This is a genomic window from Denitrificimonas caeni, assembly GCF_027498055.1.
GTDB lineage: Bacteria > Pseudomonadota > Gammaproteobacteria > Pseudomonadales > Pseudomonadaceae > Denitrificimonas.
Window position 1 is genome coordinate 1,274,080 of sequence record NZ_CP114976.1, and the last position, 13,805, is coordinate 1,287,884.

Annotated in this window: 11 protein-coding genes; 9 read left to right on the forward strand and 2 right to left on the reverse strand. The window is 49.8% G+C overall.

Annotated elements, in window-relative coordinates:
- The 3 genes from O6P33_RS06075 to msrAB all read left to right on the forward strand — a co-directional run bounded on the left by O6P33_RS06075 (position 1) and on the right by msrAB (position 3,167).
- Positions 1 to 465 (forward strand): low molecular weight protein-tyrosine-phosphatase, encoded by a 465-nt coding sequence (locus O6P33_RS06075; protein ID WP_269819309.1) that lies wholly within the window; start codon positions 1 to 3, stop codon positions 463 to 465.
- On the forward strand, positions 462 to 1,484 hold the full coding sequence (gene murB / locus O6P33_RS06080) for a UDP-N-acetylmuramate dehydrogenase (protein ID WP_269819310.1): 1,023 nt from the start codon (positions 462 to 464) through the stop codon (positions 1,482 to 1,484). Before O6P33_RS06075 ends, murB begins: the two co-directional genes overlap by 4 nt.
- Positions 1,485 to 1,580: 96 nt before the next feature.
- A complete protein-coding gene (gene msrAB, locus O6P33_RS06085; RefSeq protein ID WP_269819311.1) occupies positions 1,581 to 3,167 on the forward strand; it encodes a bifunctional peptide-methionine (S)-S-oxide reductase MsrA/peptide-methionine (R)-S-oxide reductase MsrB in 1,587 nt (528 codons plus the stop codon).
- Between the two features lie 107 nt (positions 3,168 to 3,274).
- Here the strand turns inward: msrAB and O6P33_RS06090 are convergent, their stop codons facing one another.
- Both O6P33_RS06090 and mfd read right to left on the reverse strand, forming a co-directional pair.
- On the reverse strand, positions 3,275 to 3,847 hold the full coding sequence (locus tag O6P33_RS06090) for a CsiV family protein (RefSeq protein WP_269819312.1): 573 nt from the start codon (positions 3,845 to 3,847) through the stop codon (positions 3,275 to 3,277).
- A gap of 21 nt (positions 3,848 to 3,868) precedes the next feature.
- Positions 3,869 to 7,303, reverse strand: a complete 3,435-nt coding sequence (gene mfd, locus O6P33_RS06095) for a transcription-repair coupling factor (protein WP_269819313.1) — start codon at positions 7,301 to 7,303, stop codon at positions 3,869 to 3,871.
- A gap of 158 nt (positions 7,304 to 7,461) precedes the next feature.
- Between mfd and O6P33_RS06100 the strand changes: the two genes are divergently transcribed.
- The 6 genes from O6P33_RS06100 (at position 7,462) to nqrE (ending at position 13,796) form a co-directional block, all read left to right on the forward strand.
- The gene (locus O6P33_RS06100) at positions 7,462 to 8,910 is read left to right on the forward strand and encodes a glyceraldehyde-3-phosphate dehydrogenase (protein WP_269819314.1); all 1,449 of its coding nucleotides are present in this window, start codon (positions 7,462 to 7,464) and stop codon (positions 8,908 to 8,910) included.
- A 270-nt stretch (positions 8,911 to 9,180) separates the two neighbouring features.
- The gene (locus O6P33_RS06105; RefSeq protein WP_269819315.1) at positions 9,181 to 10,518 is read left to right on the forward strand and encodes a Na(+)-translocating NADH-quinone reductase subunit A; all 1,338 of its coding nucleotides are present in this window, start codon (positions 9,181 to 9,183) and stop codon (positions 10,516 to 10,518) included.
- A gap of 6 nt (positions 10,519 to 10,524) precedes the next feature.
- On the forward strand, positions 10,525 to 11,736 hold the full coding sequence (locus O6P33_RS06110) for an NADH:ubiquinone reductase (Na(+)-transporting) subunit B (protein ID WP_269819475.1): 1,212 nt from the start codon (positions 10,525 to 10,527) through the stop codon (positions 11,734 to 11,736).
- Entirely contained in the window at positions 11,729 to 12,517 is a 789-nt protein-coding gene (locus O6P33_RS06115; RefSeq protein ID WP_269819316.1) for a Na(+)-translocating NADH-quinone reductase subunit C, read from the forward strand. The genes O6P33_RS06110 and O6P33_RS06115 overlap by 8 nt, the downstream gene beginning before the upstream one ends.
- 2 nt (positions 12,518 to 12,519) lie before the next feature.
- The gene (locus O6P33_RS06120; protein WP_269819317.1) at positions 12,520 to 13,188 is read left to right on the forward strand and encodes an NADH:ubiquinone reductase (Na(+)-transporting) subunit D; all 669 of its coding nucleotides are present in this window, start codon (positions 12,520 to 12,522) and stop codon (positions 13,186 to 13,188) included.
- Positions 13,188 to 13,796 carry an NADH:ubiquinone reductase (Na(+)-transporting) subunit E gene (gene nqrE, locus O6P33_RS06125; RefSeq protein WP_269819318.1) on the forward strand — a complete coding sequence of 203 codons (609 nt, stop codon included), beginning with the start codon at positions 13,188 to 13,190 and terminating at the stop codon, positions 13,794 to 13,796. The genes O6P33_RS06120 and nqrE overlap by 1 nt, the downstream gene beginning before the upstream one ends.
- Positions 13,797 to 13,805: the final 9 nt, after the last annotated feature.

A 13,805-nucleotide genomic window follows, 5' to 3' on the forward strand; every position in this document is an offset into this window, starting at 1 on the left:
ATGAAGGTTTTATTTGTCTGTTTAGGTAATATTTGCCGTTCGCCTACCGCTGAAGGGGTGTTTCGTCGCTATGTCGAGCAGGCAGGTTTAAGCGATAAAATCACCATTGATTCCGCCAGCACTTCTGATTGGCATATTGGTAAAGCGCCTGATCCGCGTACCGTGGCTGCTGCGGCGAAGCGCGGTTATGACTTGTCGGGTTTGCGTGGGCGCCAGGCTAAAGCAGAAGATTTTAATGAGTTTGACCTGATCCTAGCCATGGATAACAGCAATTTGAGTAACTTACAGGCGATTCAGCCAGCCGATGGTTCTGCAGAATTAGCCTTGTATTTGCCACGTTTTGGCATTAGCCCAGATGAAGTGCCTGATCCGTATTATGGCGGTGAAGATGGTTTTGAGCTGGTGCTGGATATGCTGGAGCAAGCCAGCCAAGTGCTGTTGGACGAAATCAAGGTAAAACTGTGAGCCTGAATATCCAAGAGCAGGTGTCTATGCGCCCGTACAACAGCTTAGCGGTTGATGTGCGGGCGCGTTTTTTTGTCAGCGTAGCTTCACTTGAACAGTTGCAAGCCGCTTTAGTTTGGGCGCAGCAACAGGGTGTTAGCGTGCTCCTGCTGGGCGGCGGCAGTAATCTGGTGCTGACTGCGGACTTGCAGGTGTTAGTGATTCATCTGCAACTGCGCGGGATTAGCATACTCAGCACCGATGCAGAGTTTACCCGCGTTGCCGTGCAGGCTGGAGAGAATTGGCATGCTTTTGTCCTGTGGAGCTTGGCGCAAGGGCTCAGCGGTTTAGAAAACTTGAGTTTAATTCCCGGCAATGTAGGCGCAGCGCCCGTGCAAAATATTGGTGCCTATGGGGTCGAACTGAAAGATCATTTGGAAAGTGTGCTGGTATTTGATCGCGAAACTGCACTTGTGCAGCGCTTGAGCAATGAGCAGTGTCAGTTTGCGTATCGCGATAGTCTCTTTAAGCGCGAGTCAGGTCGGCGGGTGATTTTAAGTGTTATTTTTAAACTGCCGAAACACGCAAGTCTGCAGCTTGATTATGGCGATTTACGTGGCTATCTAGCTGAGCAACAGATCAGCGCACCCACGCCGCACGATGTCAGCCGTGCGGTCTGCGAAATCCGCGCAGCAAAACTGCCAGACCCTAAGCGGCTCGCCAATGCTGGTAGCTTCTTTAAAAACCCAGTCGTCACCTCTGCGCATGCCGAGCAATTGCAAAAAAACTATCCGCATATAGTCTGTTTTGCTCAAGCAGATGGTCAGGTGAAATTGGCCGCTGGCTGGTTGATTGATCAAGCCGGCTGGAAAGGCGTGCGCCAAGGTGACGCCGCCGTACATGCGAAGCAGGCCCTAGTCTTGGTCAATCATGGCGCAGCCACTGGCCAACAGATTCTTGCGTTAGCCTCACAGATCCAAGCTGATATCCAGCAGCGTTATGGCGTTGAGCTGGAAATCGAGCCAAACGTTATTGGCTAAAAAGTCTAGAAACTGCTTTGTAATAGCTATACATAAGTTAATCTCTGTATAAGTATGTGGCATACTGTTTAACACTTACTCATAGAGAATAAACTCATGTTGCTATCTATTCGCGGGCAGGTCATTGCTGCAGTTGCAGTTTTGGCTGCGTTGTTTATCTGGTTTATCTCTGCCGGGCAATCTATGGCAGTGGCTAAACCCTCGACGCTTAATTTAGCCCAGCAGGTGCAGAACTTGCCGGATGTACAGGGTGAACAATCGAGCGTGGCTTTTGATGCGAGTAAGCCCACTTTGGTAAAGTTGTGGGCCAGCTGGTGTCCTTTATGCTTGTCGGAGCTGGGGCAAACAGAAGACTGGGTTAGCGACGCTGATTTTGCTGCGGCTAACCTACTTACCGTGGCCTCTCCGGGGGTGTTGGGCGAGCAGTCGCTAGAGGCCTTTAGCGATTGGTACAGCGGTTTAGATTACCCGCAGTTACCGGTGCGCATGGACAGCAGTGGTGAATTGGTTAAGCGCCTTGGCGTTAAGGTCTATCCCAGTTGGGCGTTGATTGATCAGCAAGGGCAGCTAGCGCGAGTGATTAAAGGCAGTCTCAATAAGTCTCAGGCTTTAGCGTTGTTGGCTAACCCGGAAGCGGATTTGGACGACTCAGCCCACACTTTTTATCAGCCAAAAATCAATCAAGATGCTGTCCCGGTGAATGCCCGTACTATTTATTTGGCTGGCGGTTGTTTCTGGGGGGTTGAGGCCTATTTTGAGCGCATTGATGGCGTGCTGGATGCGGTTTCCGGTTATGCCAATGGCCGCACGGAAAACCCCAGTTACGAAGATGTGGTGTACCGCAACACCGGCCATGCGGAAACGGTAAAAGTGGTTTATAACCCTGACAAGCTGAGCCTGGATGATATTTTGCAGTATTACTTTCGCATCATTGATCCAACCAGTTTGAATAAGCAGGGCAATGACCGCGGTGTGCAATATCGAACCGGTGTTTATACCACTGACACTGCCGAGCAGAAAGTGGTGGCTGACGCTTTAGTCCAGTTGCAACAGCGTTACAAGCGACCTGTGGTAGTGGAAAACACAGCACTTAAGCATTTTTATCAGGCTGAGCAGTACCATCAAGATTACTTAATGAAAAACCCCAATGGTTACTGCCATGTGGACTTATCCAAAGCCGATGAGCCATTAGCCAATCAGGCCGAGCAGGCTGAGAAAGCGCAGAAAGAGTTTGATGCCAGTACATTTCGCAAGCCTGACAGCGCAACCTTGCAGCAGCGTTTAAGTCGCGAGGAATATCAGATCACCCAAAACAACGGCACTGAGCGCGCGTTCAGTCACCGCTATGACGAGCTGTTTGAGCCGGGACTGTATGTGGATATTGTCAGTGGCGAGCCGTTATTTAGCTCCAGTGCTAAGTACCAGTCCGGCTGCGGTTGGCCGAGTTTTGTGAAGCCGATTCATGCCAGCGCGGTCACTGAGCACACTGACACCAGCTACAATATGCGCCGCATTGAAGTGCGCAGTCAGCTGGCTGATTCGCACTTGGGTCATGTGTTTCCTGATGGCCCACGGGATCGTGGCGGCTTGCGCTACTGCATTAACGGCGCCAGTCTCAAGTTTATTCCCCAGGCGCAGATGCAAGAGCAAGGCTATGGGCAGTGGCTTAAATTTATTGAGTAAAGACTGCTGACTCAAGTAAACATGAGGCGCTGTGCAGTTGGGTAAAACTCAGCGTCTAAAGCGCCTAAACCGAGTCTAGCCGACTAGGCTTGAGCTCGGTTTGGCAGCTACTCAAAGTCTTCTGGGTTGACGGTCTTGATGTTCTGCGCTGGGCTATTTTGTGCTTGGATGCGAATCAGAGCACCCAGCGGATAGTGGTCAACGAAAGTCACTTGGTCATTGGCAACCATGGTTTTTTGTTGCAGTTGTTCGCTGCTGCGCAAGGTCTTGTCGGGGTTGAATTGATTGATCCACAGATCCAGCTGTACGGAGCTGGTGCGATCCAAGACAAAACTCAGGGTGCCTTCCACTGGATAATGGTCGAAATAATCGGGGCCGGTGCTGACAGCTACTTTCGCTGTGCCGTCAGTGCTGTGCTGCAGCCACGCTTGATGGAAAAGTATTTCGTAACCATTGGCTGGGGTGAGCTTGTCTGTTAAGTGGTTGAGGTGGGTGCTGCGGAGCATGTTAGCGGTAATTGGTGTTGCGCCTTGTGCCCAGTTGTCCGGCGCGACTCGGCTGGCAGATAAGCTTTCGCCGCCTTGACGAAAGACCACCAGCTCTATAATGTGGCTGTCGCTGGCCATTGCTTGCGTGCTGCACAGGGCGAGCAGAAGAACGAAGTGAATTAAATAACGCATGTGCAGCTCCCTAAATTATTGTTATGGCGCCAGTTGTGCCAGCAAGGCTTCGATTGTAGCAAAACGCTGCTCAGGATTATCCATCGGCACATTAAACTTAAAGACGGTAGCGCCTTCAAAGCGGTAGTGCTTGGGCTGACTTTGAATCAGTTTAATGAGGCGCATTGGATCAACACAGGTATCGCCGGCAAATTCTAAACGCCCAGCGTGCGGGCCTGCATCGATTTTGAGAATACCCAGTGCTTGTGCTTTGAGCTTGAGTTCGGTAACACGAATTAAGTGTTTGGCTGGATCGGGTAATAAACCGAAACGGTCAATCATCTCCACTTGTAAGTCTTTTAAGTCCGTAGTGTTTTGTGCTGAGGCAATGCGCTTATAGAGAATCAAACGTGCGTGCACATCAGGTAAATACTCGTCGGGGATCAGCGCAGGCACCCGTAAGTTGATTTCAGTACCGCTGTCCAGTGGTTGCTCAAGGTTGGGTTGCTCGCCTTTGCGAATGGATTCCACGGCGCGTTCGAGCATTTCCATATATAAGGTGAAACCAATGGCTTGGATCTCACCACTTTGGCCGTCACCCAATAGTTCACCGGCGCCGCGGATTTCTAAGTCGTGAGTGGCGAGCATAAAGCCTGCGCCTAAGTCTTGTGCATGACTGATGGCTTCAAGGCGTTTTTTCGCATCGCTGGTCATGCTTTTGGCTGGTGGGGTTAGTAAGTAAGCATAGGCTTGGTGGTGGCTGCGTCCCACCCGTCCGCGTAATTGGTGTAATTGGGCCAAGCCAAACTTGTCTGCGCGATCAATCACAATGGTGTTGGCGTTAGGGATATCAATACCGGTTTCAATAATGGTTGAGGCCACTAATACGTTGTAGCGATTGTGGTAGAAGTCGGCCATCACCTGTTCCAGTTCGCGCTCATGCATTTGTCCGTGGCCAATGCCGATACGCGCCTCGGGTACTAAAGCGGCTAAGTCGGCAGCGCATTTCTCGATGGTTTTAACATCGTTGTGTAAGAAATACACTTGACCACCGCGCAGTAACTCACGCAGCAAGGCTTCTTTCACCACCGCATCTTGGCGTTGCATAACAAAAGTGCGCACCGATAAGCGCCGTGCTGGCGGTGTGGCAATAATTGACATGTCGCGCATGCCGGCAAAGGCCATATTCAGGGTGCGCGGAATCGGTGTGGCAGTGAGGGTGAGAATATCCACTTCGCTGCGCAGAGCTTTTAGCTTCTCTTTCTGACGCACACCAAAACGGTGTTCTTCATCAATAATAACTAAGCCTAAATTATTAAACTTCACGTCATCTTGCAGCAGTTTGTGCGTGCCAATTAAAATGTCGACTTTGCCATCAGCGACGTTACTCACTGCTTGGCTGATTTCTTTGCCGGTTTTGAAGCGGCTCATAACCTCGACCTGCACTGGCCAATCGGCGAAGCGGTCACGGAAACTGTTGTAGTGTTGTTGCGCGAGCAGGGTGGTGGGTACTAAAACGGCCACCTGCTTACCGCTGTGTACGGCAATAAAGGCTGCGCGCATGGCCACTTCGGTTTTACCAAAGCCCACATCACCACAAATTAAGCGATCCATGGGTTTGCCAGAGAGCATGTCATTGCGCACATTGTCGATGGCCACTTGCTGATCTGGGGTTTCCTCAAAAGGGAAGGCCGCGCTAAAGGTTGCGTAATCAAGGCCTGGATTGCTAAAAGCAAAACCTTCGCGGGCCGCGCGAATGGCATAAATATTCAGCAATTCTGCTGCTACATCGCGTACTTGCTCAGCGGCTTTGCGCTTGGCTTTCTGCCATTGCTCGGTGCCTAAACGGTGTAGTGGGGCGCTGCTGTCATCGCTGCCAGTATAGCGGGCAATTAAATGCAGATTGGCCACGGGCACATAGAGCTTGGCTTGATCCGCGTATTCGAGCATTAAAAATTCGGTGGCTTGATCCTCAATTTCTAAAGTCACCAAGCCTTGATAGCGGCCAACACCGTGGTCAATGTGCACCACTGGTGCGCCTTCGCGCAGTTCAGTGAGATTGCGGATGACATGCTCATGGTTGGCGTCACGGTTTTTTTCACGGCGACGGCGCTGCATCACTCGCTGACCGAGCAAGGCGCTTTCGGGAATTAAAGCAATATTGTCGAGTAGGACGCCGGCTTCAATGGGTGCCACACAAATCGCAATTTTGCAGTCTGCGGTTAAAAAGTCTTCCCAGCTGGCAACTTCGACAGGGGCTACGTTTATGCGCTGCAGTAGTTCAAGTAAAACTTCACGGCGTCCGGCGGTCTCTACGGTAAATAAGCTGCGGCCAGAAAATTCGGCTAAAAACTCTTTAACCTTGCTCAGCGGCTCAGTGGCGCGGGCGTCAATGGCTAAATCTGGAAAGGCTTGTACTGGCAAGCGCTCGCGGCCGACACCGGGGCTAACGTCTTCAGGATCAATGACAATACGCGGGTGTTCTTTAAGTGCAGCGTAGTATTCATTGATGGCAATAAATAAATCGGCAGGCGGCAGCAGTGGGCGTTCAATATCGCCACGGCGCTCTTCATAGCGGCTGCGAATATCTTGCCAAAAAGCTTCAGCTGCGGCATCAACTCCGAGCATTGAGAAAACTTGAGCATTGTCTGGGAGGAAATCAAACAGGCTACTGGTTTCTTCAAAAAATAACGGTAAGTAGGATTCAATTCCCGCTGGAATAATGCCTCCAGAGAGGTCCTGGTACAGTGGGCAGCGACGAAAATCTACGTCAAAACGTTCACGGAAGCGTGCGCGAAAATCACCACGGGCTTTTTTATCTAAAGGGAATTCGCGGGCTGGTAGCAGGCGAATGCTGTCGACCTTCTCATTGGAGCGCTGGGTTTCTGGATCAAAGGTGCGCAGCGTTTCGATTTCATCATCAAATAAATCAATACGGTAGGGCGCGTCACTGCCCATGGGGAATAAGTCCAGTAACGCTCCGCGTACGGCAAACTCACCATGTTCGTAAACAGTGTCCACGCATTGATAGCCGGATGCCTGTAAGCGGCTGCGCATACTTTCCACGTCAAGCTTTTGGCCAACATCGAGCATCAGGCTGGCATCCAGCATAAATGACTTGGGCGCTAAGCGGTGTAGGGCGGTATTGATGGGGACCACTAAAATGCCATGCTGCAGTTGCGGTAACTGGTAGAGGGTGGCGACTCGCTGAGAAATAATGTCCTGATGCGGAGAAAACACGTCATAGGGCAAGGTTTCCCAGTCAGGGAAGTGCAAAACTGGCAGCTCTGGAGCAAAAAAAGCCAGCTCTTCTTTGAGGCGCTCAGCGCTCTGGCTGTTGTCAGTTAGGAGCAAAGTAAAACGCTGCGCACTGCGTGTGGCTTCAGCAATGGCAAGCCCCTGAGCAGCGCCGGGAAGGTTGCCCCAGAGCTGTTTGGCGGATTTAGATGGCAGTTTAGGAAAGCGCAATACAGACACAGTTAACCCGAGTGAGAATGATAAAAGAAAGGATTGTAACGGGCTATTGAGTCGCTCGCTATATAAGGTTTTCAAGAGAATAGCTGCTTAGAGCTTGCCGCTTTGCGTTATGCAGTCGATAATGTAGCTCTTTTTAAGCCCCTAAATAGGTATTCCACGTGACTCAGAAGACTGACCAGTGTCTTGGTGAATGGATTGATCGCGAAGCCCTTGCCGAGGCAATGATTCCGCTCGTTGGCCATCTTTATCGCAATAACAATGTGGTAACGTCCATTTATGGACGCGGCCTGATTAACCGTTCTGTAATTGCAATTCTTAAAGCGCACCGTTTTGCTCGTCACCGCATTGGTGGTGATTCCGAGTTGTCGGTGCGTGACACCTATCCAATCCTCAAAGTTATGAGCGAAATGGATCTTGGCAGCGCGTCTGTTGACTTGGGTAAGATGGCAGTTAAATTCAAAACTGAAGCCAATGGCCGCAGTCTTGAACAGTTTGTTCGTGACGAATTAAGCACGGTTAGCGGTAAGCGCGAAAGCAATGCCCACCAAGGTACTGATGTTGTGCTGTATGGTTTTGGGCGTATTGGTCGTTTGTTGGCGCGTATTTTGGTTGAAAAAACCGGTGCCGGTGATGGCCTACGTTTACGTGCGATTGTTGTACGTAAAGGTGCTGAGAATGATTTATCGAAGCGTGCCAGCTTGTTACGTCGTGACTCTGTGCATGGTTCGTTTGATGGCACCATCGTTATTGATGAAGAAAACAACACCATCACAGCCAATGGCAGCCTGATTCAAGTGATCTACTCTAATGACCCGAAAACTGTTGATTACACTCAGTACGGTATTAAAGACGCGCTGTTGGTCGATAACACCGGGCGCTGGCGTGACGAAGAAGGTCTGAGCCAGCACTTAGCTTGCCCAGGTATCGATCGCGTTGTATTAACTGCACCGGGTAAAGGTGATCTGAAAAATATCGTACACGGTATTAATCATGGCGAAATCACTGCGGATGATAAGATTATTTCTGCAGCGTCCTGCACCACCAACGCGATTGTGCCGGTTCTAAAAGCCATTAATGATAAGTTTGGTATCGTTAACGGTCACGTTGAAACCGTACACTCCTACACTAACGACCAAAACCTCATCGATAACTTCCATACCGGTAGTCGTCGTGGTCGCAGTGCACCACTGAACATGGTTCTGACTGAAACTGGCGCTGCTACTGCAGCGGCAAAAGCACTGCCTTTCTTGGAAGGTAAGCTCACCGGTAACGCCATCCGTGTACCTACACCGAACGTATCTATGGCGATTCTCAGCTTAAACCTTGAGAAGAACACCGATCGTGCTGAAGTGAATGAGTACTTGCGTCAGATTGCGATGCATTCAGACCTACAAAAGCAAATTGACTATGTGTGCTCGCAAGAAGTTGTGTCGACGGACTTTGTGGGTTCACGCCATGCCGGTGTGGTTGATGCGGAAGCAACTATCTGCACTGAGAACCGTTTGATTCTGTATGTTTGGTATGACAACGAATACGGTTACAGCTGTCAGGTTGTACGTGTTATGGAAGATATCGCTGGCGTCAATCCACCTGCCTTCCCGCAGTAAGTGATAAGAGATTGACGGACTAAGTGAAAAGGGAGCCTCTGGGCTCCCTTTTGCGTTTAAATATTGAGTAAAGACAGCTTGCGTGTACCACTAAAGTGAGTATTTGGTAGAAAGTTGGCCTTAGAGCTGGCAAGTGACCGCTATGCATCTTTATAATCATCCAGATTACTTTTTAAGCGTCGGGAATACAGCATGGTTTGCGCTTTTATAGGTAAACTGTATGGGTTTTCGACATAACTATAAATTTCACTATCGTGGTTAGGCAAACCTATGATCAAAATAAAACGTGGGCTTGACTTGCCCATGACTGGTACGCCAACACAGCGTATTGAGGCTGCAAAGCCCGTACATAGTGTTGCAGTCATAGGCTTCGACTATAACGGGATGAAGCCTACAATGCAGGTACAAGAAGGGGATCGAGTCAAGCTCGGCGACGTCCTTTTTTCTGATAAGAAAACCGAAGGTGTGCTTTATACAGCGCCAGGCGCTGGGGTTGTAAAAGCCATAAACCGTGGTGATCGTCGTGTGTTTCAATCAGTCGTGATTGAGTTGGAGGGGGATGAGCAAGTCACCTTCGCCAGTTACGACGCAGCTAAGCTGGCTGGCTTGGCTACAGAGCAGGTGCGTGAGAATCTACAACAGTCCGGTTTATGGACAGCGCTGCGCACTCGCCCTTATAGCAAGGTTCCAGCAATTGATGCGACACCACGCTCAATCTTTGTGACCGCAATGGATACCAATCCATTAGCTGCGGACCCAGCAGTTATTATCGCTGAGTATGCCGACGATTTTAGCCGTGGGCTTACCGTACTGAGCCGCCTAGCAAAAGTCTTTTTGTGTAAAGCAGAGGGCGTTACTTTGCCGGGTGAGAACTTGGACAAAGTGCAAACAGAAGCGTTCTCTGGGCCGCATCCAGCAGGGTTGCCTGGCACTCATATTCACTACCTTGATCCGGTCGATGCAACACGCACGGTGTGGCAGATTGGCTATCAGGATGTGATCGCTATTGGTAAGTTGTTTACCACTGGGCAGTTATGGGTGGAGCGCGTTGTTGCTTTGGCTGGGCCTGTGGTCAAGCAGCCACGCTTAGTGCGTACCCGTTTAGGTGCGAATCTGGCTGACTTGGTGCAAGGCGAGCTAGAAGAGGGCAGCAACCGTGTGATCTCCGGCTCGGTGTTAGGCGGTCGTACAGCACGTGGTAGCTGTGATTTCTTAGGCCGTTACCACAATCAAGTGAGCTGTTTGGTTGAGGACCGTGAGCGTCAAATGTTGCACTACTTACGCCCCGGCGTGAACAAGTTTTCTGTACTGAATATCTTTATTTCTAAATTGTTTGCAAATAAAAAGTTTGCCATGACCACTTCCACCAACGGCAGTGAACGGGCAATGATTCCAGTGGGCAGCTATGAAAAAGTGATGCCGCTGGATATTTTGCCAACACAGTTACTGCGTGCGTTGCTGGTCGGCGATACCGATGTTGCACAAAAGCTCGGTTGCTTAGAGTTAGATGAGGAAGACCTTGCGCTATGCACCTTTGCATGCCCAGGTAAGTACGAGTACGGCCCGATTTTACGGGATAATCTAACGCGTATTGAGCAGGAGGGGTAAGCCATGCTGGGTCTTCGTGCATTCCTCGATAAAATCGAGCACAACTTTGAAAAAGGCGGTAAGTACGAGAAGTGGTATGCCCTATATGAGGCAGCTGACACCATTTTCTACCGTCCAAGCAGTGTCACTAAAACCACCGCTCACGTGCGTGACGGAGTTGACCTCAAGCGCATCATGATCACCGTGTGGTTGTGTGCCTTCCCGGCGATGTTCTTTGGTATGTGGAACGTCGGTTACCAAGCGAACTTGATCTTTGCTGATAACCCAGGGCTACTGGCAGCGCAAGATGGTTGGCGTATGGCGTTAACCAGCTCCTTGGCGGGGTTTGATCCGGGCAGTATTTGGGACAATATGATTCAGGGTGCGACTTGGTTTGTGCCGATCTATATGGTCACCTTTATTGTTGGTGGGTTCTGGGAAGTGTTATTTGCTTCGATCCGCCGCCATGAGATTAACGAAGGGTTTTTCGTTACTTCGATCCTGTTTGCCTTAATTGTTCCGCCGAGCATTCCATTGTGGCAAGTCGCCATGGGGATTAGCTTTGGTGTGGTGATTGGTAAAGAGGTGTTTGGTGGTACCGGTAAAAACTTCTTAAACCCAGCACTGGCAGGCCGTGCGTTCTTGTTCTTCGCTTACCCTGCACAGCTTTCAGGTGATGCGGTATGGACCTCAGTGGACGGTTTTGCTGGCGCTACTGCACTCAGTGTGGGTGCTGAAGGTGGTATGGAGCAGATACTGGGTTCAGGCATCACTTGGATGGATGCTTTCTTAGGTACCGTACATGGTTCGGTAGGTGAAACCAGTACTTTGGCCATCTTCATTGGTGGTGCTGTACTGCTGATTATGGGTATCGCTGCTTGGCGCATTGTCGCTGGGGTGATGCTCGGTATGGTTGCTTTGAGCTTGCTGCTCAATATCATCGGATCAGATACCAACCCATTGTTTGCTATGCCGTGGTACTGGCACTTGGTACTAGGTGGTTTTGCCTTCGGTATGATCTTTATGGCGACCGACCCTGTATCTGCATCCATGACCAATACCGGTAAGTGGATTTTTGGTGCGCTGATTGGGGTAATGGCGGTACTCGTTCGAGTGGTTAACCCAGCCTTCCCAGAAGGTATGATGTTGGCGATTTTGTTTGCCAACCTCTGTGCACCACTCATTGACCACTTTGTTGTTCAGGCCAACATTAAGCGGAGGCTGGCGCGCAATGTCTAGTCCAAGAGAATCAACCACCCGCACGCTAGTCGTAGCTTTACTGGTGTGCTTGGTGTGTTCAGTATTTGTGGCGGGAGCAGCGGTTGCTTTACGCCCCATTCAAACTGAGAACCGTTTGCTCGATAAGCAGCGCAGTATTCTAGCGATTGCTGGACTGGGTGACTCCAGTATGTCCAGTGAGCAAGTGAAAAAAATGTTTGATGAGCGCATTCAGGCGCGTCTAGTGAATTTGGATACAGGTAAGTTTTCTGATGCCCATGATCCAGTGATCTTTGACCCACTGGCCTCATCGAAAGATCCAGCTCTGTCTAAAGAGCTCGCTGGTAAAGACGATATTGCTTCAATTAAGCGTCGTGAGCGTTATAGCACGGTGTATGTGGTTGAGCATGACGGTCAGTTAGATACTTTAATCATTCCTGTTCGCGGTTATGGTTTGTGGTCCACCATGCAAGGCTTTATTGCACTCAAAGGTGACCTCAACACAGTCGCAGGTTTCGGCTTTTACGAGCACGGCGAAACACCAGGCTTGGGCGGTGAAATTGACAACCCAAACTGGCGCGCCTTATGGCTCGATAAAAACCTATATGACAGTAATGATGAGCTCGCCATTCGCGTCATTAAGGGTAATGTGGATCAGAGTAGCCCAAGAGCTGTTAACCAAGTCGATGGCTTGGCTGGTGCAACATTGACCAGTAACGGCGTGACCTATTTGCTCCAGTTCTGGCTGGGTGAAAATGGCTTTGGTAGCTTTATTGAGCATTTACGTGCAGGGGAGGCGTAAAGATGTCACAGCCAACAATTAAACAAGTTGTACTTGACCCGCTGTTTAACAATAACCCTATTGGCTTACAGATCCTGGGTATCTGTTCGGCATTGGCGGTTACCACTAACGTTGAAACAGCGTTGGTGATGTCAGTTGCACTGACCTTGGTTACAGCGTTCTCGAATATGTTTATTTCGATGATCCGCAAGCAAATCCCAAGCTCAATCCGCATGATTGTGCAGATGGTGATTATTGCTTCCTTGGTAATCGTGGTTGACCAAGTATTAAAAGCATACGCGTACTCGCTTTCTAAGCAGCTCTCAGTGTTCGTCGGTTTGATTATTACCAACTGTATTGTGATGGGCCGTGCGGAAGCATTTGCCATGTCTAATCCACCGGTAATTTCATTCTTTGACGGTGTGGGTAACGGCTTAGGCTATAGCGTTATGTTGATCGTGTTGGGGATTATCCGTGAGCTGTTTGGTGCGGGTAAGTTAATGGGTTACACCATTCTTCCTACCATCAACGACGGCGGCTGGTACTTACCGAACGGTATGTTGTTATTACCACCTTCGGCATTCTTCTTAATTGGTTTAATTATTTGGGCATTGCGCATGTGGAAAAAGGAGCAGGTGGAAGAGCCTGACTTTAGCATTGCTGCGCACACTCAAGAGAAGGAGGCGTACTGATGGAACATTACATCAGCTTATTTGTTAAGGCGGTTTTCGTTGAAAACATGGCTTTGGCATTCTTCTTGGGTATGTGTACCTTTATTGCGATCTCCAAAAAAGTGGAAACCGCAATTGGTCTAGGTATTGCGGTTGTGGTAGTGCAGGTGATTACTGTGCCGGCCAACAACCTGATTTATACCTACTTGCTTAAAGACGGTGCTTTGGCGTGGGCAGGCTTGCCTGACGTTGATCTTAGCTTCTTAGGTTTGCTCAGCTATATCGGGGTGATTGCCGCGATTGTGCAAATTCTAGAAATGCTCCTCGATAAGTATGTGCCAGCGTTGTACAACGCACTGGGCGTGTTCTTGCCGTTGATCACGGTAAACTGCGCCATCATGGGTGGTACCTTGTTTATGGTGGAGCGTGACTACAACTTCACTGAAAGTACGGTATATGGTCTGGGTTCTGGTTTCTCTTGGGCGCTGGCCATCGCTTTACTGGCGGGTATCCGTGAAAAGCTAAAATACAGCGATGTACCCCATGGTCTACAAGGCTTGGGCATTACCTTTATTACTATTGGCTTAATGTCATTAGGCTTTATGTCATTCTCTGGCATTCAACTGTAAGGAGTAGCG